At 62.0% G+C, this 20842-nt stretch carries 19 protein-coding genes; 5 read left to right on the top strand and 14 right to left on the bottom strand.

Going from position 1 to position 20842, the window contains the following annotated elements; all coding sequences use genetic code 11:
* Window positions 1-136: 136 nt before the first annotated feature.
* Complete coding sequence (gene uvrB / locus AC1DXS_RS22025) at window positions 137-2260, bottom strand: excinuclease ABC subunit UvrB (RefSeq protein ID WP_477739590.1); 2124 nt, start codon at window positions 2258-2260, stop codon at window positions 137-139.
* A gap of 209 nt (window positions 2261-2469) precedes the next feature.
* On the opposite strand from uvrB, the gene AC1DXS_RS22020 reads away from it, so the two are divergent.
* Together AC1DXS_RS22020 and AC1DXS_RS22015 are read left to right on the top strand one after the other, a co-directional pair.
* Complete coding sequence (locus AC1DXS_RS22020; RefSeq protein ID WP_477739589.1) at window positions 2470-3666, top strand: amino acid aminotransferase; 1197 nt, start codon at window positions 2470-2472, stop codon at window positions 3664-3666.
* Window positions 3666-4271, top strand: coding sequence for a nucleotidyltransferase family protein (locus AC1DXS_RS22015; protein ID WP_477739597.1), 606 nt, complete (start codon window positions 3666-3668; stop codon window positions 4269-4271). Before AC1DXS_RS22020 ends, AC1DXS_RS22015 begins: the two co-directional genes overlap by 1 nt.
* Here the strand turns inward: AC1DXS_RS22015 and ygiD are convergent, their stop codons facing one another.
* Entirely contained in the window at window positions 4272-5126 is an 855-nt protein-coding gene (gene ygiD, locus AC1DXS_RS22010; RefSeq protein ID WP_477739588.1) for a 4,5-DOPA-extradiol-dioxygenase, read from the bottom strand.
* A gap of 269 nt (window positions 5127-5395) precedes the next feature.
* Here ygiD and AC1DXS_RS22005 point away from each other — a divergent pair, with 269 nt between their 5' ends.
* Both AC1DXS_RS22005 and rsxB read left to right on the top strand, forming a co-directional pair.
* The gene (locus tag AC1DXS_RS22005) at window positions 5396-6766 is read left to right on the top strand and encodes a polyhydroxyalkanoate depolymerase (protein ID WP_477739587.1); all 1371 of its coding nucleotides are present in this window, start codon (window positions 5396-5398) and stop codon (window positions 6764-6766) included.
* A 55-nt stretch (window positions 6767-6821) separates the two neighbouring features.
* Window positions 6822-7505 (top strand): electron transport complex subunit RsxB, encoded by a 684-nt coding sequence (gene rsxB, locus AC1DXS_RS22000; protein ID WP_477739586.1) that lies wholly within the window; start codon window positions 6822-6824, stop codon window positions 7503-7505.
* A gap of 16 nt (window positions 7506-7521) precedes the next feature.
* Here the strand turns inward: rsxB and AC1DXS_RS21995 are convergent, their stop codons facing one another.
* From AC1DXS_RS21995 to scpA, 10 genes are all read right to left on the bottom strand, one after another.
* Window positions 7522-7998: a VOC family protein gene (locus tag AC1DXS_RS21995; protein ID WP_477739585.1), complete on the bottom strand. Its 477-nt coding sequence runs from the start codon at window positions 7996-7998 to the stop codon at window positions 7522-7524.
* Window positions 7998-10046: an acetyl-CoA carboxylase biotin carboxylase subunit gene (locus AC1DXS_RS21990; protein WP_477739584.1), complete on the bottom strand. Its 2049-nt coding sequence runs from the start codon at window positions 10044-10046 to the stop codon at window positions 7998-8000. The genes AC1DXS_RS21995 and AC1DXS_RS21990 overlap by 1 nt, the downstream gene beginning before the upstream one ends.
* 10 nt (window positions 10047-10056) lie before the next feature.
* Entirely contained in the window at window positions 10057-10650 is a 594-nt protein-coding gene (locus AC1DXS_RS21985; RefSeq protein ID WP_477739583.1) for a hypothetical protein, read from the bottom strand.
* Window positions 10647-12179: an acyl-CoA carboxylase subunit beta gene (locus AC1DXS_RS21980; protein ID WP_477739582.1), complete on the bottom strand. Its 1533-nt coding sequence runs from the start codon at window positions 12177-12179 to the stop codon at window positions 10647-10649. Before AC1DXS_RS21980 ends, AC1DXS_RS21985 begins: the two co-directional genes overlap by 4 nt.
* 32 nt (window positions 12180-12211) lie before the next feature.
* On the bottom strand, window positions 12212-13084 hold the full coding sequence (locus AC1DXS_RS21975; RefSeq protein WP_477739581.1) for an alpha/beta hydrolase family protein: 873 nt from the start codon (window positions 13082-13084) through the stop codon (window positions 12212-12214).
* On the bottom strand, window positions 13081-14109 hold the full coding sequence (meaB, locus tag AC1DXS_RS21970) for a methylmalonyl Co-A mutase-associated GTPase MeaB (RefSeq protein ID WP_477739580.1): 1029 nt from the start codon (window positions 14107-14109) through the stop codon (window positions 13081-13083). The genes AC1DXS_RS21975 and meaB overlap by 4 nt, the downstream gene beginning before the upstream one ends.
* A complete protein-coding gene (locus AC1DXS_RS21965) occupies window positions 14109-14585 on the bottom strand; it encodes a GNAT family N-acetyltransferase (RefSeq protein WP_477739579.1) in 477 nt (158 codons plus the stop codon). The genes meaB and AC1DXS_RS21965 overlap by 1 nt, the downstream gene beginning before the upstream one ends.
* Window positions 14582-14773: a hypothetical protein gene (locus tag AC1DXS_RS21960; protein WP_477739578.1), complete on the bottom strand. Its 192-nt coding sequence runs from the start codon at window positions 14771-14773 to the stop codon at window positions 14582-14584. The genes AC1DXS_RS21965 and AC1DXS_RS21960 overlap by 4 nt, the downstream gene beginning before the upstream one ends.
* On the bottom strand, window positions 14758-14883 hold the full coding sequence (locus AC1DXS_RS21955) for a hypothetical protein (RefSeq protein WP_477739577.1): 126 nt from the start codon (window positions 14881-14883) through the stop codon (window positions 14758-14760). Before AC1DXS_RS21955 ends, AC1DXS_RS21960 begins: the two co-directional genes overlap by 16 nt.
* Window positions 14884-14962: 79 nt before the next feature.
* On the bottom strand, window positions 14963-17128 hold the full coding sequence (gene scpA, locus AC1DXS_RS21950; protein ID WP_477739576.1) for a methylmalonyl-CoA mutase: 2166 nt from the start codon (window positions 17126-17128) through the stop codon (window positions 14963-14965).
* 208 nt (window positions 17129-17336) lie between these two features.
* On the opposite strand from scpA, the gene AC1DXS_RS21945 reads away from it, so the two are divergent.
* Window positions 17337-17972 (top strand): GntR family transcriptional regulator, encoded by a 636-nt coding sequence (locus tag AC1DXS_RS21945; protein ID WP_477739575.1) that lies wholly within the window; start codon window positions 17337-17339, stop codon window positions 17970-17972.
* Window positions 17973-17992: 20 nt separating this feature from the next.
* Here AC1DXS_RS21945 and AC1DXS_RS21940 read toward each other — a convergent pair whose 3' ends face one another.
* Window positions 17993-19552: a SpoVR family protein gene (locus tag AC1DXS_RS21940; protein ID WP_477739574.1), complete on the bottom strand. Its 1560-nt coding sequence runs from the start codon at window positions 19550-19552 to the stop codon at window positions 17993-17995.
* The gene (locus tag AC1DXS_RS21935; RefSeq protein WP_477739596.1) at window positions 19549-20823 is read right to left on the bottom strand and encodes a YeaH/YhbH family protein; all 1275 of its coding nucleotides are present in this window, start codon (window positions 20821-20823) and stop codon (window positions 19549-19551) included. The genes AC1DXS_RS21940 and AC1DXS_RS21935 overlap by 4 nt, the downstream gene beginning before the upstream one ends.
* Window positions 20824-20842 lie beyond the last annotated feature (19 nt).

Raw genomic sequence — 20842 nt, 5'->3', positions numbered from 1 at the left:
CTTGACTGTTTTCGTCAAGTATAACACAGCAGGGGTTTCCCCGCTGGCGCCGCCGAAACCATCAGGGCTAACCCGTAGCGCAAGACCAATAATGCACCAAAATGGTGCAACTCGAATCGGCCAGCGGCGCCGCGCCTCAGGCCCGTGATTGGCCCGCAGCGGAAAGAGGAACGACGTTGTCGGCACCGGGAGCGCCGAAAGCCTGTTCCTTGAGGACGTGCAACTGGTCCCGCACGCGGGCGGCTTTTTCGAACTCCAGGTTTTTGGCGTGTTCGATCATCTGCTTTTCCAGGCGCTTGATTTCGCGGGCGATGTCTTTTTCGCTCATGTCCTCGACTTGTGCCTTTTGCATCTCGAGCTTTTCCGCTTCCTTGCCGGATTTCTCGCTGTAGACCCCGTCGATCAGGTCGCGGATGCGTTTGACCACACTGCGCGGCGTGATGCCATGCTCCAGGTTGAAGGCGATCTGCTTGTTGCGCCGCCGCTCGGTCTCGCCCATGGCTTTTTTCATCGAATCGGTGATCCGGTCGGCATACAGGATGGCGCGGCCGTTGAGGTTTCGGGCGGCCCGGCCTATGGTCTGGATCAGGCTGCGCTCGGCGCGCAGAAAGCCCTCCTTGTCGGCATCCAGGATGGCCACCAGCGAGACCTCGGGAATGTCCAGGCCTTCCCGCAGCAAGTTGATACCCACCAGCACGTCAAAAGCGCCCAGCCGCAGGTCGCGCAGGATTTCAACCCGCTCCACCGTGTCCACATCGCTGTGCAGGTAGCGCACCTTGACGCCGTTGTCGCTCAGGTAGTCGGTCAGCTGTTCGGCCATGCGCTTGGTCAGCGTGGTGATCAGCACCCGCTCGTTCTTTTCGACGCGGATGCGGATTTCCTGCAGCACGTCGTCGACCTGGTGGGTGGCCGGCCGCACTTCGACCTGCGGGTCCACCAGGCCCGTGGGCCGGACGACCTGCTCCACCACCTGGCCGGCATGTTCCTGCTCGTAGGCGGCCGGTGTGGCCGACACGAAGATGGCCTGCCGCATCTTGGACTCGAACTCCTCGAACTTGAGCGGCCGATTGTCCAGCGCACTCGGCAGGCGAAAGCCGTATTCCACCAGCGTGGTCTTGCGCGCCCGGTCGCCGTTGTACATGGCATTGAGCTGGCCGATCATGACGTGGCTTTCGTCCAGGAACATCACCGCGTCCTTGGGCAGGTAATCGCATAGCGTCGAAGGCGGAGCGCCGGGAGGCGAGCCGCTCAGGTGGCGGGTGTAGTTCTCGATGCCTTTGCAGTGGCCGATTTCGCTGAGCATCTCCAGGTCAAAGCGCGTGCGCTGCTCGATGCGCTGGGCCTCTACCAGCTTGCCGTCGGCCACGAACTGGGCCACCCGCTCGGACAGCTCAAGCTTGATGGTCTCCACCGCCGTCATGACCTTGTCGCGGGGCGTGACGTAGTGGCTCTTGGGGTAGACCACAAAACGCGGGATTTTCTGGCGAATGCGGCCGGTCAGCGGGTCGAACAGCTGCAGCGTCTCGATCTCGTCGTCGAACAGCTCTATTCGTATAGCCAGCTCGGAATGCTCAGCCGGGAAGATATCGATCACGTCGCCCCGCACACGGAAAGTGCCGCGCGCGAAATCCTGCTCGTTGCGCGTGTACTGCATGCGGATCAGCCGCGCGATCACGTCGCGCTGGCCCATCTTGTCGCCTATGCGGGCGATAAAGCGCATCTGCGTGTAATCCTCGGGCGCACCGATGCCGTAAATCGCACTGACCGTGCCGACGATGATGGTGTCGCGCCGCTCCAGCACGCTCTTGGTGGCCGACAGGCGCATCTGCTCGATGTGCTCGTTGATGGCCGAGTCCTTTTCGATGAAAAGGTCGCGCTGCGGCACATAGGCCTCGGGCTGGTAGTAGTCGTAGTAGCTGACGAAATACTCGACCGCGTTCTTGGGGAAAAACTCGCGGAATTCGCTGTAAAGCTGCGCCGCCAGCGTCTTGTTGGGCGCGAACACGATAGCCGGGCGGCCCAGGCGGGCAATCACATTGGCCATGGTGAAGGTCTTGCCGGAGCCCGTCACGCCCAGCAGGGTCTGGAACACCTCGCCGTCCCTGACGCCTTCCACCAGTTGCTCGATCGCCGTCGGCTGGTCGCCTGCCGGCGGATAGGGCTGGAACAACTCGAACGGCGAATCGGGGAAACGAACGAACTGGCCCTCGCGGGGGGCCTCATCCGCAACCTCGGTTATGACTTCTAAAGCTTCTGGCATAAAACCTCGATCAAGCCCCGTTAAAATTCGGGGCAACCAAACAGAATACGACATTCGGCCGAAAATGGGAATTGCAATCCCCGATCACCCTCCGACTGCCGTTTTGATACCTCTTGTAGCCTTTTTTCCGGTCAACTTGTGACCTAAATTTGCGACCTGAGTCCCGCCCCTTCGCTTTCGCCTTTTTTCACTTTCTCTGAGGATATTTCATGTCTTTGTTTACCGCTGTCGAAATGGCCCCGCGTGACCCCATCCTGGGCCTGAACGAGCAGTTCAATGCCGACACCAACCCCAACAAGGTCAACCTGGGCGTGGGCGTGTACTACGACGACAACGGCAAGCTTCCCTTGCTCCAGTGCGTGCAGGCGGCTGAAAAACAGATGATGGCCGACCCCAAGGCACGCGGCTACCTGCCCATCGACGGCATCGCCGCCTACGACGCGGCCGTCAAAGGCCTGGTGTTCGGCGTTGACAGCGAGCCCGTCAAGTCCGGTCGCGTGGCCACTGCCCAAGGCATTGGCGGCACGGGCGGCCTGAAGATAGGCGCCGACTTCCTCAAAAAGCTCAGCCCCAACGCCAAGGTGCTGATTTCCGACCCCAGCTGGGAAAACCACCGCGCGCTCTTCAGCCAGGCCGGTTTCGTGGTTGACAGCTACCCTTACTACGACGCGGCCAAGCGCGGCGTCAACTTCGAGGGCATGCTCGCCGCCCTCAATGCCGCAGCCGAAGGCACCATCGTTGTGCTGCACGCCTGCTGCCACAACCCGACCGGTTACGACATCACCGCCGCCCAGTGGGACCAGGTGATCGCCGCCGTCAAGGCGCGCAAGCTCACGCCTTTCCTCGACATGGCTTACCAGGGCTTCGGCCACGGCATTGCGGAAGACGGCGCCGTCATCGGCAAATTTGTGGCTGCCGGCCTGAGCTTTTTCGTGTCGACCTCGTTCTCCAAGAGCTTCAGCCTCTACGGCGAACGCGTGGGCGCCCTGTCGGTGCTTTGCGAGTCCAAGGAAGAAGCCGACCGCGTGCTGTCGCAGCTCAAGCTGGTCATCCGCACCAACTACAGCAACCCGCAGATCCACGGCGGCATGGTGGTAGCCACGGTGCTGAATACGCCGGCGCTGCGCACCCAATGGGAGCAGGAACTGGCGGAAATGCGCGTGCGCATCAAGGCCATGCGCCAAAAGCTCGTGGACGGCCTGAAGGCCGCCGGCGTCACGCAGGACATGAGCTTCATCACCGCCCAGATCGGCATGTTCAGCTATTCCGGCCTCAGCAAAGACCAGATGGTGCGCCTGCGCAATGAGTTCGGCGTCTACGGCACCGACACCGGCCGCATGTGCGTGGCCGCGCTCAACAGCAAAAACATCGACTACGTCTGCGCCTCCATCGCCAAGGTCGTCTGATTTCCCCGGCGCCCTTAGCCCCTTCCAGCCCGGATGGCTTCATCCGGGACGCCCTGCTAAACCGCCACAACCAGCGCATCCTGCAGCAGCTGCCCACCCTGGGCCTGCCGGATGCCTGGCTGGTCGCGGGTTGCCTCTTCCAGACGGTCTGGAACCTGCGCTCGGGCAATCCGCCTGAAGCGCACGTCAAGGACTACGACCTGTTCTACTTCGACCCGGCCGATCTTTCGGAGGCGGCCGAGACTCGGGTCAACGAACAAGTCCAATCCTCTTTTACGGACCTGCAGATCACCGTGGAAGCGAAAAACCAGGCCCGCGTCCACACCTGGTACCAGGATTACTTCGGCTTTCCCTACCCTGCCCTGCGCAGCTCCCGGGACGGCATAGACCGTTTCCTCGTCACCTGCACCTGCGTGGGCCTGCGGGCCAGCAGCTCAGGCCTGGAGCTTTATGCGCCCAACGGCCTGGACGACCTTTACCAGGGCCGGCTCAGCCCGAACCCGCTGTGCCCCCACCTGCCGCTGTTTGAGCAAAAAGCCCGTGCCTACCAGGAACGCTGGCCTTGGCTGCAATCGGCGCTTGATCCGGGCGTCATCCGGGCTTGATCAGCCCCACACCGCCGAACGCATCGAAATCGAACCGGCCTGGAAGCTGGTATTGAAAAAGCGCATGACCTCCTTGCCGTCGGCGGCGCCGGCCGCATACAGCAAAGGCAGGTAGTGCTCATAGGTGGGATGGGCCATCCTGGCCACCTGCCCCAGCTTCTGGAAGTTCTGCAGCGCATCGAGATTGCCCTGCTGCAGATAGCCGCCGATGGTCTGGTCGAACTCCAGCGCCCAGTCGTAGGCCTGATTGCCGCTCGCGCCGCGCTGCATCTGCCGCAGGTTGTGCACGATGTTGCCGCTCGCCACAATCAGCACGCCGCGCTCGCGCAAGGCCTTGAGCTGCTTTGCCAGCGCATAGTGGTCCTCGGGCGCTCGGCCATAGTCCATGCTGAGCTGGATGACCGGAATGTCCGCACCCGGGAACATGGGCTTGAGCACCGACCAGGCCCCATGGTCCAGCCCCCACTCGCTTTCGTCCAGGCCCAGCGGCGCGGAGGCCCGCTGGCGCACCAGCTGGCTGATGGCTTGCGCGGCGGCCGGATCGCCCGGTACGGGGTACTGCTGGTCAAACAGCTCCTGTGGGAAACCACCAAAATCGTGGACGGTTTTGGGCTTGTCCATGGCGGTCAGCCACCAGCCTTCAGTCAGCCAATGGGCGGAAATGCACAAAATCAGCTGCGGCCTCGGGTATTTACTCCCAAATTCGGCACCCAGCGCCTGCCAGCTGCGCCGGTATTCGTTATCGCCGATGGCGTTCATGGGACTGCCGTGGCCCAAAAAAATCACCGGCATCCGGTCGGATTTCTTCAGGGAGGCGATTCGATCCAGCGCGGAGTCGTCAATCGTGGGGAGCATATATGTTGTTTCCTGTTTGGAGAGCGGCGCCAGCGGGGCAAAACCGCTGGCGGGCAGGCAAAATAGTAAGTGTTCCTTCAATTCCGCAAGTGGCGGCGGCTTATCGGTAAAACAAGCCCGCCCCGTCTGGTGGCGTTGGGGCACCAAACCCGTGAAAAGAGCCCGGAATTGGTGGTTTTCCTCAAAACAGCGCGGCAAGCCCCTGTTATATTGCACTGCAACATACTACGATTTACCTGTCATAACCACATAACCCAAGGTTGTCCCCGATGCTGTACCAAGTCTATGAAGCCCAGCGCACCTTGATGGAGCCTTTTGTCGATTTCGCGCAGGCCGCCGCCAAGCTCTACGGCAACCCGCTGTCGCCGCTCGGGCAGAATCCTTTTGCCCAGCGCGTGGCCGCCGGCTACAGCCTGATCTACCGGCTGGGCAAGGATTACGAAAAGCCAGCTTTCGACATCCGGACCGTCGACGTCAACGGCACCGAGGTCAGCATCCACGAACGCGTGGAAATCGACAAGCCCTTTTGCGAGCTGCGCCGCTTCAAGCGTTTCACCGACGATCCCGCCACCCTGACGGGCCTCAAAGGTGAACCCGCGGTGCTGATCGTGGCGCCGCTGTCCGGCCACTACGCCACCTTGCTGCGCGACACCGTCCGCACCATGCTCAAGGACCACAAGGTCTACATCACCGACTGGAAAAACGCGCGCACCGTGCCGCTGTCCGACGGCTCCTTCCACCTGGACGACTACGTCAACTACGTCCAGGAATTCATTCGCCATATCCAGGGCATTTACGGCAACTGCCACGTCATCAGCGTGTGCCAGCCCACAGTGCCGGTGCTCGCGGCCGTGTCGCTGATGGCCTCGCGCGGCGAGACCACGCCCCTGAGCATGACCATGATGGGCGGCCCCATCGACGCGCGCAAGTCGCCGACCGCCGTCAACAACCTGGCCATGAACAAGAGCTACGAGTGGTTTGAGAACAATGTGATCTACCGCGTGCCCAGCAACTTCCCGGGCGCCGGGCGCCGCGTCTACCCCGGCTTTTTGCAGCACACCGGCTTCGTCGCGATGAACCCCGACCGCCACGCCAGCAGCCACTACGACTACTTCAAGGACCTGCTCAAGGGCGACGACGCCAGCGCCGAGGCGCACCGCAAGTTCTACGACGAATACAACGCCGTGCTCGACATGGACGCCGATTACTACCTGGACACCATCAAGACGGTGTTCCAGGAGTTCAAGCTGGTCAACGGCACCTGGGACGTCAAGAACGTGGACGGGGAACTTGAGCGCGTGCGGCCCCAGGACATCAAGACCACGGCCCACTTCACTGTCGAAGGCGAACTGGACGACATCTCCGGCTCGGGCCAGACCGAGGCGGCCCACAGCCTTTGCCATAACATCCCCAAGGGGTTGCAAAAGCACCTGGAAGTCAAGGGCGCGGGCCATTACGGCATCTTCAGCGGCCGCCGCTGGCGCGAGATTGTCTACCCGCAGGTCAAGGCCTTTATTCTTGAGAACAACCGGCCTGCCGCTCCAGCCAAACGGGCGGCAGCGACAAAGACCCCCGCAAAATCCACGGCCAAACCCGCCACAAAACCGGCGGCAAAGAAGACGGCGCGCAAGCAAGCCTGAAGGCCAGCGCAGCACGGCCAGGCCGGGAAGCCGCGACTGGTAGGACAATAGGCGGGTGACCTCCCCCGCCGATTTCCGCCTTTTTGAGCGCCTCAACGACGCCCTGCCCCAGACCCAGTGCACCCGCTGCGGCTACCCCGACTGCGCGGCCTATGCCGAGGCCATGGCCTGCGGCCAGGCCGCCATCAACCAATGCCCGCCGGGTGGCGCCGAAGGCGTGCAACGCCTTGCGGCCATCACAGGCCTGCCCGCCCTGCCTCTGAACCCCGCCAACGGTACGGAAGGCCCGCGCGCCATAGCGGTCATCGACGAGAACTGGTGCATAGGCTGCACCCTGTGCCTCAAAGCCTGCCCCACCGATGCCATCATGGGCAGCAACAAGATGATGCACACCGTCATCGAGCCCTGGTGCACGGGCTGCGAACTCTGCATCCCTGTGTGTCCGGTCGATTGCATCAGCCTGGAAAACGTCACCGGCGCACGCACCGGCTGGCAAGCCTGGTCGCAGCAAGAGGCGGGCACTGCCAAGGCGCGCTATGAAGGCCATAAGGCCCGGTACAAGAAAGAAGAAGGCAAGCCTCCCGGCGGCATGGACGCCGGCAAGCCCACCGGTTCAGCGTCCGTAGCGCCGACGGATTCCGCCGCGCGCCCCGAGGCCGATCCCGCCGTAGCGGACCGCAAACGCGCCGTGATCGAAGCGGCGTTGGCCCGGGCCCGGGCACAGCGCACAAAAGAGTAAACCGGGTAGCCGGCTTTCAGCCCAGGGCGGCAAACGCCTTGATGACGTCAGGCGGCGCCTGCACCATCTCGACCAGCACACCCTCGCCCGCGATGGGAAATTCCTCGCTGGCCTTGGGATGCAAAAAGCAGATATCAAAACCCGCCGCGCCCTTGCGTATGCCGCCGGGTGCGAAACGCACGCCCTGGGCCGTCAGCCATTCCACGGCTTTGGGTAGGTCGTCTATCCACAGGCCCACATGGTTGAGCGGCGTGGTGTGCACCGCGGGCTTTTTGTCCACGTCCAATGGCTGCATCAGGTCAACCTCGACCTTGAAGGGGCCGCTGCCTATGGCGCAGATATCTTCGTCCACGTTCTCGCGTTCGCTGACGAAGTTGCCAGTGACTTCCAGGCCCAGCATGTCCACCCACAGAGTACGCAGTCGGTCTTTACTTGTGGCGCCGATGGCGATCTGCTGGATTCCGAGAACTTTAAAGGGACGTACGGCGCTCATTATTGGAACTCCACAATCGGCTGGTCCACGCTCAGCGACTCGCCTTTGTTCGCCAGCACCTTGCCCACCACACCATCGGCCACGGCAAACAACACGTTCTCCATCTTCATGGCCTCAATCACGGCCACACGCTCCCCGGCCTGCACCTTCTGGCCCACCTGCACCGCCACGTCCACCAGCAGGCCGGGCATGGGGGAAAGCACATAGCGGCTCATGTCGGGCGGCGCCTTGTAGGGCATCAGCGCATGCAGCTGCGCCGCGCGCGGCGACAGCACCAGGGCATCCAGCCGGGTACCGTTGTGCGCGATGCGGATGGCCAGCGGATTGCGCCCGACACCCCGCTCCACCTGTGCGGCGAAAGGCTGGCCGTTGACGGTGCCGCGAATGCGCGCACCGCCCAGGTGCCAGCTGCTGCAGATCTCATAACTCCTGGCACCTACCTCCACCGTGCCGGAACCGGTTTGCGCCTGGTAGTTGCCTACCGTCACCGGGTGTGGCGTGTTCTGCCCCGCCGCACCCAGGCTCACGACGACGAACTCCTCGCCCACCGTTACGCCGTGGCCCGGCAATTGACCGCTGATGCCGGCCGCGCGGCCCAGCATGCGGCGATTGACGTAAGCCGCCAACGCCAGCAGGAAGGACGGGTCTTCATGCGGCACGTCCTCGGCATGGAAACCCTTGGCGTAGTTCTCGGCGATAAAGCCGGTGTTGAAATCGCCCGAAACGAATTTGGGGTGCGCCAGCAAGGCTGCCTGGAAGGGAATGTTGCTGGAAATGCCGCGGATCACAAAACCATTGAGCGCCTCGCGCATCTTGGCGATGGCATCCTTGCGGTCCTTGCCGTGCACGATGAGCTTGGCGATCATCGAGTCGTAAAACATCGGAATCTCACCGCCGTCCTGCACGCCGGTGTCGACACGCACGCCCTGCAGTTGCGAAGTGTCGGCCGCGAACATGGTTTCCTTGGGCGGCTGGAACCGCACCAGCCGGCCGGTGGACGGCAAAAAGCTGCGGAACGGGTCTTCGGCATTGATGCGGCACTCGATGGCCCAGCCATTGCGCTGCACGTCTTTCTGCGCGATCGGCAGCTTCTCGCCGGCAGCCACGCGGATCATCAGCTCCACCAGATCCAGCCCGGTGATGCACTCCGTCACCGGATGCTCCACCTGCAGCCGGGTGTTCATTTCAAGGAAATAAAAATTCTGGTCCTTGCCGACCACAAACTCCACCGTGCCGGCGCTCTGGTACTTCACGGCTTTGGCCAGCGCCACCGCCTGCTCACCCATGGCCCTGCGTGTCGCGTCGCTGATAAAGGGCGACGGCGCCTCTTCAATCACCTTCTGGTGACGCCGCTGGATGGAGCATTCGCGCTCATTGAGGTAGACCACATTGCCGTGGCTGTCGCCCAGCAGCTGGATTTCAATGTGACGCGGCTCCTCGACAAACTTCTCGATAAAAACGCGGTCGTCGCCAAAGCTGTTGCGCGCCTCGTTGCGGCAGGAAGTAAAACCTTCCAGGGCCTCCTTGTCGTTGAAGGCCACGCGCAAACCCTTGCCGCCGCCGCCCGCGCTGGCCTTGATCATCACCGGGTAGCCAATCCCCTTGGCGATCTCCACGGCCTTCTCGGCGCTGTCAATTGCGTCGTTCACGCCCGGGATGCAGTTGACGCCCGCCGCGCCGGCCAGCTTTTTGGACTCGATCTTGTCGCCCATGGCGGCAATCGAATAGTGCTTGGGGCCTATGAAGACAATGCCCTCTTCTTCTACCCGCTTGGCAAAACCCGCGTTTTCGCTCAGGAAGCCGTAGCCAGGATGCACCGCCTGCGCGCCCGTCTGCTTGCAGGCCGCGATGATCTTGTCGGCCTGCAAATAGCTGTCGCGGCTGGGCGCCGGCCCTATGTTGACGGCTTCATCGGCAAGCTCGACATGGCGCGCGTCCTTGTCGGCATCGGAGTACACAGCGACGGTCTGGATGCCCATCTTGCGGGCGGTGAAGATGACGCGGCAGGCGATTTCGCCGCGGTTGGCGATCAGGATTTTTTTGAACATAACTTTGCCTTCATTCGGGAACACAAGACCGGAGAGCCTTCATCAGCGCCCCATCTTCATTACTGGGATATATCCGGATGACCCAGTAATCTCTATCGCTTAATGCCATGATGCCTTTCTCCTTTGTGAGAAGAAGCAACGAACTTCCACCATCAATCGAAAAAAGCTTGTGCTCCTGCGCATTGGCAAGCAGCGAGTGTATGAACTCCGACTCAGTACCAGTCTTCGTTATGGGTTCACTCGAAACTAGTTTTTCTATTTCAGATCCCGCATCAGCGGAATATGGAACGGACAGAATCAGACTTGACAGTCGTCCGGCGACGGGGCTGGACGTTGCCGTAGCAATAGCTGCATAGTTTTTGGACCCCACCAAACACATTTGACTGTAGTTTGCAAATAACAAACGAACTTCGCGCACGCAGGTATTTGACGAAAACGCCATCGTCTTGCTGGGTAAAAAACTCTCAATTCGAGCTTTCAACTCATCAAAAGATTGGTTTAAGGAAAGCGGAAAACATGAGTCCATCACGTCAGCGCGACTCACACCGTCAAAGGACAATCCGCAAACAATTACCGCAAGCTGTCCAAGTTGCCGGAGCTTCATAGCGGAATATTCCCGTGCTTGCGCCACGGGTTCTCAATTTTTTTGTCTCGCAGCATCACCAGCGAGCGGCAGATGCGCTTGCGCGTTTCATGCGGCAGGATCACGTCGTCGATAAAACCACGTGCGCCGGCCACAAAGGGGTTGGCGAAGCGCGCCTTGTATTCGGCTTCCTTGGCCGCCAGCTTGGCCGGGTCCCCCTTGTCTTCGCGGAAGATGATTTCCACCGCGCCCTTGGCGCCCATCACGGCGATCTCGGCGTTGGGCCAGGCAAAGTTGACGTCGCCGCGCAAATGTTTGGAGGCCATCACGTCGTAGGCGCCGCCGTAGGCCTTGCGTGTGATCACGGTGATCTTGGGCACGGTGCATTCGGCGTACGCGTACAGCAGCTTGGCGCCGTGCTTGATGATGCCGCCGTATTCCTGGCTGGTGCCGGGCATGAAGCCGGGCACGTCGACAAAGGTGATCACCGGGATGTTGAAGGCGTCGCAAAAGCGCACAAAGCGCGCAGCCTTGATGGAGCTCTTGATGTCCAGGCAACCGGCCAGCACCAACGGCTGGTTGGCGACGATGCCCACCGTCTGCCCTTCCATGCGGGCAAAGCCGATGATGATGTTTTTCGCGTATTCGGGCTGTATCTCGAAGAAGTCGCCGTCGTCCACCGTCTTGACGATGAGCTCCTTCATGTCGTACGGCTTGTTCGGGTTCTCGGGCACCAGCGTGTCCAGGCTCAGGTCCATGCGCGTGGCCGGGTCGGCGCTGGGGCGCACCGGCGCTTTTTCGCGGTTGTTGAGCGGCAGGTAGTTGTAGAGGCGGCGCAGCATAAGCAAGGCCTCCACGTCGTTCTCGAACGCCAGGTCGGCCACGCCGCTGCGTGTGGTGTGCGTCGTGGCGCCACCCAGTTCCTCGGCCGTGACTTCCTCATGCGTTACGGTCTTGACCACCTCGGGGCCCGTGACAAACATATAAGAGCTGTCCTTGACCATGAAGATGAAGTCGGTCATCGCCGGTGAGTACACCGCGCCGCCGGCGCTGGGGCCCATGATCATGCTGATCTGCGGAATCACGCCGCTGGCCATCACGTTGCGCTGGAACACATCGGCATAACCGCCCAGCGAGGCCACGCCCTCCTGGATGCGGGCGCCGCCCGAATCGTTAAGGCCTATGACGGGCGCGCCCACCTTCATGGCCTGGTCCATCACCTTGCAGATTTTCTCGGCATGGGCCTCGCTCAAGGCGCCGCCGAACACCGTGAAATCCTGGCTGAAGACAAACACCAGGCGGCCGTTGATCATGCCGTAGCCGGTGACCACACCGTCGCCGGGGATTTTGTTGTCCTGCATGCCGAAGTCGGTGCAGCGGTGCTCGACAAACATGTCCCACTCTTCAAATGTGCCCTCGTCCAGCAGCAACTCCAGCCGCTCCCGCGCCGTGAGCTTGCCTTTGCCGTGTTGCGCGTCTATGCGCTTCTGGCCGCCGCCCAGGCGTGCTGCGGCGCGTTTCTTTTCGAGTTGTTCAAGGATTTCTTGCATGGTGTGTTCCGCTATTTTTGGACGGTGAAAATCTACTTGCCAGAATCAAACAGAAGGCGCGCGGCGGCCTGGCTCATGCGGCGTGAGTCATGCCCTACTCCAGGCACAGTGACCCGCTCCCATGCTAGGGGCGTGCCCAGCTTTTGCGCCTGCATCTGTGCCTGCGTAAAGAAATTGGTACCACGCTCGAACCGGTTCACGCCCTGCGCCGTGGCCTGTCTGGCCTTGGGCAGGTTGGCTGCGTCGGTCTGGATGTCGGCCTCGCCGAGCAGCACGATCAGCTTGCGCGCAAAAACCTGTTTGAGCTTGTCGGGGCTGACAATGCTCTCGTCCAGAGCGTAAGGAAACTTGTCGTCCATCAGGCCTGGATAGCGGGGCATGGTGTAGCTGCCGGCATTGGCCGCCACCGCGACGGAAACGCGCGGCGCCTCCGTCAGCAGCATGAAGCGGTGCACAAACTGCCCGCCCGCCGAATGGCCGAACAGCAGGTAGTCGTTGGCCGACAGCCCCTCATCGGCGCGGACAAAATCAAACAGGTGCTCGATGATCTGGAAGGACCACTGGCTGCGGTCGCGGCTTTCAATGCCGCCCATGTTGAACAGCCGCGAGGAAAACCGCGCTTCGTCAAATTCCGGGGCCAGCACGATGAGCTTGTTTTTCTCGGCAAAAGGCAGCCAGTTGTCGCGCATGCGCGAGCCCTGTCGCTCGGCACCGTGGATCACCATCATGACCCTGGCATCGGGCCCGGCGCTGCGCGCCTTGTAGTAATACACGGTGACGGGCTTGTCCGCAAAAAAACCTTTGTCGGTGAAGACAAAGCTGCCCGGTTCGCCGGCTGCCAGGCCGCCGGCCCAGGCGATGCAGGCCTGCAGGAGCAGCGCGCAAAGAACGATTGTCTTTTTCATGGGTTCCCTCCTTTGGCAGCCACGGCCAGCAAGCTGCGTGCGGCGGTAGAGGCCGCGACTTCGCCGCGCGCCACTTCGGCGATGAGGCCGGGAAGGCGCTCGCGCACCTGCGGGTCCTGGCGGAAGGCCTGCTTAAGGCCCGCATCTATACGCTCCCACATCCAGGCCAGCGACTGCTGCCTGCGCCGCTCGGCGAACTGGCCGTTGGCGGCCTGCAAGTCCTTGAACCGCGTCACCGCTTTCCAGAACACGTCCACACCCTTGTTGTGCAGCGCGCTGAGCTGGATGACTTGCGGGTGCCAGCTTTTGTCGAAATTGGCGGCCTGTTCGCTGCTCATGGCGTTGTTGACCAGGCCGAACAGGCGCATGGCCGAGGTGATCTGGGCTTCGGCCCGCATGGCCGCGTCGGCGTCGATGTCGGCCTTGTTGATGATGACCAGGTCGGCCAGCTCCATCACGCCCTTTTTGATGGCCTGCAGGTCGTCGCCGGCATTAGGCAGCTGCATCAGCACAAACATGTCGGTCATGTTGGCCACAGCGGTTTCGCTCTGGCCCACGCCCACGGTCTCCACAATCACCACGTCGTAACCGGCGGCTTCGCAGACCAGCATGGCTTCGCGCGTTTTTTCGGCCACACCGCCCAGGTTGCCGCTGGAGGGGCTGGGCCGTATATAGGCGCGCTCATGCACCGAGAGCTTTTCCATGCGGGTCTTGTCTCCCAGAATGGAGCCACCCGAGACGGAGGAAGAAGGATCGACGGTGAGTACCGCGACGCGATGGCCCTGCGCAATCAGGTACAGGCCCAGCACCTCGATAAAGGTGGACTTGCCGACGCCGGGCACGCCGCTGATGCCCAGGCGCATGGCTTTGCCGGTGTGCGGCAGCAAGGCCGTGAGCAGTTCGTCACCCTGGGCGCGGTGGTCGGCACGCGTGGACTCCAGCAGCGTGATGGCCTTGGCGATCGCACGGCGCCTGGCCATGGCGTCCGGGCCCAGGATGGGCTGGAGGAAGTCAGGCGCAGCCATCACGCCACGTGCTCCGCCGCGGACCATTCATAGTGCAGGTCCACGCCTTCTTCGCCTTGCAGCACAAAACCGTGGCGCAGGTAGAAGCGGTTGGCATCGCTTTCCTTGAGCGCGGTCAGCCTCACGGCCAGGCCGCGTTCGCGCGCCTGGGCCAGCACCTGGCGCAGCACCCAGGAGCCTATGCCCTGGCCGCTGGCGCTGCTGCGCAGATAAAGGTGGTCAAGCCGCAGGGCCATTTCACCTTCAGCGCCTTCGGGCTTGAGCGTGAAGAACCCCACGCGCTCGCCGTCCAGCAGGATGTGCTGCATATAAGCCGGAAAGAAGCCTGCCGTCAGTCGCTCGCGCGAGCGTGCGAGATCAAAGCGGCCCACGCGCTCCAGGCTGGGCCGCATCGCGTCTATGCGCAAGGCCAGCATGTCCTCGAAGTCGCCGGCCACTACCGGCCGCAGGGACAGGCGCAAACTGATGTCCGTCACCGCACACTCACTTCGCAACAGCAGCGCGTATCTGTTCCAGCACATCCTTGGCGCTGGCCGACATCGATACAGCTTAATTCCGGCTGCGTGACGACCTTGGCGATCGCGCGGCGCTGCGCAGCGACCCCACACAGCCCCAAAACACCATCATGAAAATCAACAATCGGCGACATCACAAACTTGGCCACCGTGCCAGTTTTTCCAGCAGCACATCGGAGCCAAAAAGCAAAACGCCAATGAACCCGAAAAGCAGAAAAAGTATGAGAAGTGCTCCAAAAGTCTCGCCTGCGATCAGCATGATGATTCCTGGGGGAAACACAAGAATAAAAAGTAAGCCAGCACAGACCCATCGTCCAACAGGATCCTTTCTTTGAGAGTCAGGCATTAACGGCTTTCCGTATTTGTTCCAGCACATCCTTGGCGCTGGCCGGAATCGGCGTGCCAGGGCCGTAGATGCCCTTCACGCCGGCTTCGTAAAGCATGTCGTAATCCTGGCGCGGGATCACACCGCCCACAAACACGATGATGTCGTCGGCGCCCTGCTTCTTGAGCTCGGCGATGATGGCAGGCACCAGCGTCTTGTGGCCCGCGGCCAAGGTGGAGACCCCCACCGCGTGCACGTCGTTTTCAATCGCCTGGCGGGCGCACTCCTCGGGCGTCTGGAACAGCGGCCCCATGTCCACGTCAAAGCCCAGGTCGGCAAAGGCCGTGGCCACCACCTTGGCGCCGCGGTCGTGGCCGTCCTGGCCGAGCTTGGAGATCATCACGCGCGGGCGGCGGCCCTGCTCTTCGGCAAAGGCATTGATTTCGGTCTTGAGGGTTTCCCAGCCTTCGGCCGAGTCATAAGCGGCAGCGTACACACCGGTCACCTTTTGTGTATCGGCGCGGTGGCGCCCGTAGACTTTCTCGAGGGCATCGCTGACCTCCCCCACCGTGGCGCGCAGGCGCACGGCCTTGATGCTGAGATCCAGCAGGTTGCCGTTGTTATTTTCGGCGGCTGCCGTCAAGGCGTCCAGCGCGGCCCGCACCGCCGCATTGTCGCGGCTGGCCCGTATGGCCTTGAGGCGCTTGATCTGGCCTTCGCGCACGGCCACGTTGTCGATGTCGCGCGCCTCGATCGCGTCTTCGGTCTTGAGCTTGTATTTGTTGACGCCGACGATGACGTCCTTGCCGCTGTCGATGCGTGCCTGTTTTTCAGCCGCGGCCGCCTCGATCTTGAGCTTGGCCCAGCCGCTGTCCACGGCCTTGGTCATGCCGCCCATGGCCTCGACTTCCTCGATGATGGCCCAGGCGGCGTCGGCCATGTCCTGGGTCAGCTTTTCCATCATGTAGCTGCCGGCCCAAGGGTCAACGACATGCGGAATGTGGGTTTCTTCCTGGATGATGAGCTGGGTATTGCGGGCGATGCGCGCGCTGAACTCGGTGGGCAAGGCAATCGCCTCGTCGAAGGAATTGGTGTGCAGGCTTTGCGTGCCGCCAAAGACCGCGGCCATGGCTTCGATGGTGGTGCGCACCACGTTGTTGTAAGGGTCCTGCTCGGTCAGGCTCCAGCCCGAAGTCTGGCAATGCGTGCGCAGCATCAGGCTTTTCGGGCTCTTGGCATTAAAGCCCTTCATGATGCGGCACCACAGCAGGCGCGCGGCGCGCATCTTGGCGACTTCAAGGTAGAAGTTCATGCCTATGGCCCAGAAGAAGCTCAGGCGCCCGGCGAATTCGTCCACGTCCAGGCCCTTGCCCAGCGCGGTTTTTACATACTCTTTCCCGTCAGCCAGGGTGAAGGCCAGCTCCAGCGCCTGGTTGGCGCCGGCCTCCTGCATGTGGTAGCCCGAGATGGAGATCGAATTGAACTTGGGCATGTTCTGCGCCGTGTATTCGATGATGTCGCCGATGATGCGTATGCTGGGCTGGGGCGGAAAGATATAGGTGTTGCGGACCATGAACTCCTTGAGAATGTCGTTCTGTATGGTTCCGCTCAATTTGTCCTGGGCGACGCCCTGCTCTTCGGCCGCCACCACATAACCCGCCAACACCGGCAGCACCGCGCCGTTCATGGTCATGGAGACGCTGACCTTGTCCAGCGGGATCTGGTCGAACAGTATCTTCATGTCCTCGACCGAATCGATGGCCACGCCGGCCTTGCCCACGTCGCCGGTCACACGCGGATGGTCGCTGTCATAGCCGCGGTGCGTGGCCAGGTCAAACGCCACCGACACGCCCTGCCCGCCGGCGGCCAGCGCCTTGCGGTAGAAAGCGTTCGACTCTTCGGCGGTGGAAAAACCGGCGTACTGGCGAATCGTCCACGGCCGCACCGCATACATGGTGGCCTGCGGCCCGCGAATGAAGGGCTCAAAGCCCGGCAGCGTGTTGGTGTGGGGAAGGTCCTTGATGTCCTCAGCGGTGTACAGCGGCTTGACGCTGATGCCGTCCGGCGTTTGCCAGTTGAGCGCGCCCAGATCGCCGCCGGGCGCCGACTTGGCGGCTGCCTTGGCCCAGGCCTCCAGGCTGGCGGCGGGAAATTCAGGTTCGGAATGAGGCTTGGACATGGGATGTTGTTACCGTACAGGGCTTCCGGCCATGGGCTGCGATGCAAGCAGCATAGGCTCAAGCCGAGGTGAATACATGAATCGGGGGCAAGTTTACATCATTTATAATTATTGATGCAAAATTCAGTTTCAGTTAAGATACCGCCAGCGCTGACAGGAAGCAGCGCCCGCTGAAGCCTCCTGCCCCACCCAAAAACACCCTATGTCCATGGCCGCCGTGTCCCTGACTCCCCGAGCGCTTTATGAAGAAGTCGCCGAGCTCCTGCGCCAGCGCATCTTCAACCGCGAGCTGGCGCCGGGCAGCTGGATAGACGAGCTCAAGCTGGCCGAGGAATACGGCATCAGCCGCACGCCGCTGCGCGAGGCCCTGAAAGTGCTGGCCACCGAGGGCCTGGTCACCATGAAGGTGCGGCGCGGCGCTTACGTGACCGAGGTCTCCGAACGCGATCTGGCCGACGTGTACCACCTGCTCGCCCTGCTCGAAAGCGACGCGGCGGGCGTGGTGGCGACCCAGGCGACGGCGCCCCAACTCAAGGAACTGCAAGGCCTGCACGAGGAGCTTGAAAAAGCCGCCGGCAACCGCGAGCGCTTTTTCGAGATCAACGAGGCCTTTCACATGCGCCTGCTGGAAATCGCCAACAACCGCTGGCGCGACCAGATGGTGGCCGACCTGCGCAAGGTGATGAAGCTCAACCGCCACAACTCGCTGCTCAAGAGCGGCCGCATTGAGGAATCATTGGCCGAGCACCGCGCCATCATGCAGGCGCTGGCCGCGCGCGACGCCGAGGGCACGGCGCAGCGCATGCGCGAGCATTTCAAAAACGGGCTGGAAGCGGCGGGCTGAAGTCCGGCGCCAGCGGGATCTCAAGCGGGCGGCAACGCCTCCCAGTGCTGCACCACCTTGCCGTGCTTGTCCACGCTTTCAAGCAAAACGCTGAAACCCCAGAGCCGGGCGACGTGCTTGATGACCTCCTGCACATCGTCGGTGAGCGTGCGGTCGTTGTGGCGGCTGTGGCGCAGGGTCAATGAGCGGTTCCCGCGTACGTCGACGTCCCAGACCTGGATGTTGGGCTCGCGGTGGTTCAGGTCGTTCTGGCGCGACAGCGCTTCGCGCACATGCCGGTAACCGTCGGCGTCATGGATGGCCGCCACTTCGAGCTCGGACTTGTTGGCATCATCCACCACCGAGAAAAGGCGGAACTCGCGTATCAGATGCGGCGACAGGTATTGCCCGATAAAACTCTCGTCGCGGAAATGCCGCATGGCATAGTCCAGCGTCTCCCGCCAGTCTGAGCCCGCCACGTCGGGTAGCCATAGCCTGTCCTCATCCGTCGGGGATTCGCAGATACGCTTGAGGTCGCTGAACATCGCAAAACCCAGCGCATAGGGATTCACGCCGCTGTAGGCCGGGTGCGTCACCGGCGGCTGGTAAACGACATTGGTATGCGACCGAAGGCATTCGATCATGAAGCCATCGGTCAGCAAGCCGTCGTCGTAAAGCTTGTTAAGCAGCGTGTAATGCCAGAACGTGGCCCAGCCTTCATTCATGATCTGGGTCTGGCGCTGCGGGTAAAAATACTGGCCGATCTTGCGCACGATGCGGATCACCTCGCGTTGCCAGGGCTCCAGCAGCGGCGCATTTTTTTCGATGAAGTACAGGATGTTTTCCTGCGGCTCCGGCGGGAAGCGCCGGTTGGGTTTTTCGGCCGGCTTGTCGGCTGACTTGGGCACCGTGCGCCAAAGATCATTGAGCTGCTGCTGCAAATAGGCTTCACGGTCCTTGCGGCGCACCTCTTCCTCCGCGAGCGACAGCTTTTGCGAGCGCTGGTAGCGGTCCACGCCGTGGCTCATCAGCGCGTGGCAGGAGTCCAGCAATTGCTCGACCGGCTCCCAGCCGTGGCGCTCCTCGCACTCGGTGATGTAGGCCCGCGCATACACCAGGTAGTCGATGATGGCGGCGGCATCGGTCCACATCTGGAACAGGTAGTTGCCCTTGAAGAAGGAGTTGTGTCCGTAGCAGGCATGGGCCATCACCAGCGCCTGCATGGGCATGGTGTTTTCTTCCATCAGGTAGGCGATGCAGGGATTGGAGTTGATCACGATTTCGTAGGCCAGCCCCATCTGCCCGCGGCGGTAATTTTTCTCCGTCGAAATGAACTCCTTGCCGAAGGACCAGTGCCGGTAGTTCACCGGCATGCCCACCGACGCATAGGCGTCAATCATCTGCTCGGCGGTGATGACTTCGAGTTGCACCGGGTAGGTGTCCAGGCCGAAGGACTTCGCCGTTCGCGCAATCTCGCCGTGGTAAAGCTCGATCAATTCGAAGGACCAGTCGGAGGGGCTGGGCAGGCAGGCGCGCCGCCGCCCCACACCCTGCACGCCAGGCGCCGCCACTTCGGCAGGTTTTCTCGCGGTTTTTGTCATGGCTTGACGCCTTTTTTGAACAGCTCCCTGAACACCGGGAAAATCTCGTCCGCGGCGCCAACCTTGCGCATCGCAAAGTTTCGGTTGTCTTCCTGCACCCGGGTGTACTCCTCCCAGAGGTTCTGGTCTTCTTCGCCGACCTGGACATAAGCGAAATACCGCGATACCGGCAGCAGCTTGCCGACCAGCAGCTCACGGCATCGGGCCGAATCCTGGTGCCAGTTGTCGCCGTCGGAAGCCTGGGCGCCATAGATGTTCCAGTCGCTCGGGGGGTAACGCTCCTGGATGATCTGGTGCATCAGGGCCAGCGCGCTGGAAACCACGGTGCCGCCGGTCTCGGTGGACTGGAAGAACTCTTCTTCAGACACCTCGGTTGCCTGCGTATGGTGGCGAATAAAGACGACATCGGTCTTTTCATAGTGCTTCCTGAGGAAGAGGTACAGCAGGATGAAAAACCGCTTCGCAATGTCCTTGCGTGTTTCGTCCATGGAACCCGAGACATCCATCAGGCAAAACATCACTGCCTTGGCGCTGGGCTGCGGCACCCTGACCCGGTTGCGGTAGCGCAGGTCAAACGGGTCGAAGAAGGGAATCGTCTTGAGCCGCCGGCGCAGCGTGTCGATCTGCGTTTTCAGCGCCAGAATTTCGCTGGGCGACCCGGGCACCTCGCGCAGGGCCAACGCCAGCTGTGCCTCCAGCTCATGCAATTGCCGCCGTGACTCACCGCCAATGGCGATGCGCCGGCTCAGCGCGACCCGCAGGGAACGCACCACGTGCAGGTTGGTCGGCGTTCCATCGGAAATAAAACCCGCACGGCGCGACTTCCATTCCGGCGCATCGGGCAAAAGCTGGGTGCGAATCAGGTCGGGCAGTGCAAGGTCATCAAAGAAATACTGCATGAACTCTTCGCGCGTGATGCGAAAGACAAAGTCGTCCTCGCCCACGCCATCGGGGCTGGCCTCGCCGCTGCCGCCGCCCTGCCCACCGCCCTTGGGCTTGGCGATCCTGTCGCCGCGCACGTACTCGCGGTTGCCGGGATGCACGCTCTCGCGCGTGCCGCCGGTATGCCCGAACACCGGCTGGTAAACATCGCGCCGCGGCAAGGTGACGTCCTCACCCTGCTCGATGTCGTGGATGCTGCGGCCCGCGATAGCGCGGCGCACGGTATCCCGTATCTGCTCGCGAAAGCGGCGCAGGAAACGCTCGCGGTTGCCGATCGACTTGTTCTTTCCCGCCAACCGCCTGTCAATGACTTGCTGGAGCACAGTGATCTCCGGTCACAACATACAC

This window comes from Polaromonas sp. P3_B1 (assembly GCF_056402935.1).
The sequence above is the reverse complement of the archived record's forward strand: the minus strand, read 5'-3'. Positions and strand labels throughout refer to the sequence as shown.

Excerpts from the sequence above, each read along its gene's own strand:
- uvrB (WP_477739590.1), bottom strand. The coding sequence starts at position 2,260 with ATGCCAGAAGCTTTAGAAGTCATAACCGAGGTTGCGGATGAGGCCCCC.
- AC1DXS_RS22020 (WP_477739589.1), top strand. The coding sequence starts at position 2,470 with ATGTCTTTGTTTACCGCTGTCGAAATGGCCCCGCGTGACCCCATCCTG.
- ygiD (WP_477739588.1), bottom strand. The coding sequence starts at position 5,126 with ATGCTCCCCACGATTGACGACTCCGCGCTGGATCGAATCGCCTCCCTG.
- AC1DXS_RS22005 (WP_477739587.1), top strand. The coding sequence starts at position 5,396 with ATGCTGTACCAAGTCTATGAAGCCCAGCGCACCTTGATGGAGCCTTTT.
- AC1DXS_RS21995 (WP_477739585.1), bottom strand. The coding sequence starts at position 7,998 with ATGAGCGCCGTACGTCCCTTTAAAGTTCTCGGAATCCAGCAGATCGCC.
- AC1DXS_RS21990 (WP_477739584.1), bottom strand. The coding sequence starts at position 10,046 with ATGTTCAAAAAAATCCTGATCGCCAACCGCGGCGAAATCGCCTGCCGC.
- AC1DXS_RS21985 (WP_477739583.1), bottom strand. The coding sequence starts at position 10,650 with ATGAAGCTCCGGCAACTTGGACAGCTTGCGGTAATTGTTTGCGGATTG.
- AC1DXS_RS21980 (WP_477739582.1), bottom strand. The coding sequence starts at position 12,179 with ATGCAAGAAATCCTTGAACAACTCGAAAAGAAACGCGCCGCAGCACGC.
- AC1DXS_RS21975 (WP_477739581.1), bottom strand. The coding sequence starts at position 13,084 with ATGAAAAAGACAATCGTTCTTTGCGCGCTGCTCCTGCAGGCCTGCATC.
- meaB (WP_477739580.1), bottom strand. The coding sequence starts at position 14,109 with ATGGCTGCGCCTGACTTCCTCCAGCCCATCCTGGGCCCGGACGCCATG.
- AC1DXS_RS21955 (WP_477739577.1), bottom strand. The coding sequence starts at position 14,883 with ATGCTGATCGCAGGCGAGACTTTTGGAGCACTTCTCATACTTTTTCTG.
- scpA (WP_477739576.1), bottom strand. The coding sequence starts at position 17,128 with ATGTCCAAGCCTCATTCCGAACCTGAATTTCCCGCCGCCAGCCTGGAG.
- AC1DXS_RS21945 (WP_477739575.1), top strand. The coding sequence starts at position 17,337 with ATGGCCGCCGTGTCCCTGACTCCCCGAGCGCTTTATGAAGAAGTCGCC.
- AC1DXS_RS21940 (WP_477739574.1), bottom strand. The coding sequence starts at position 19,552 with ATGACAAAAACCGCGAGAAAACCTGCCGAAGTGGCGGCGCCTGGCGTG.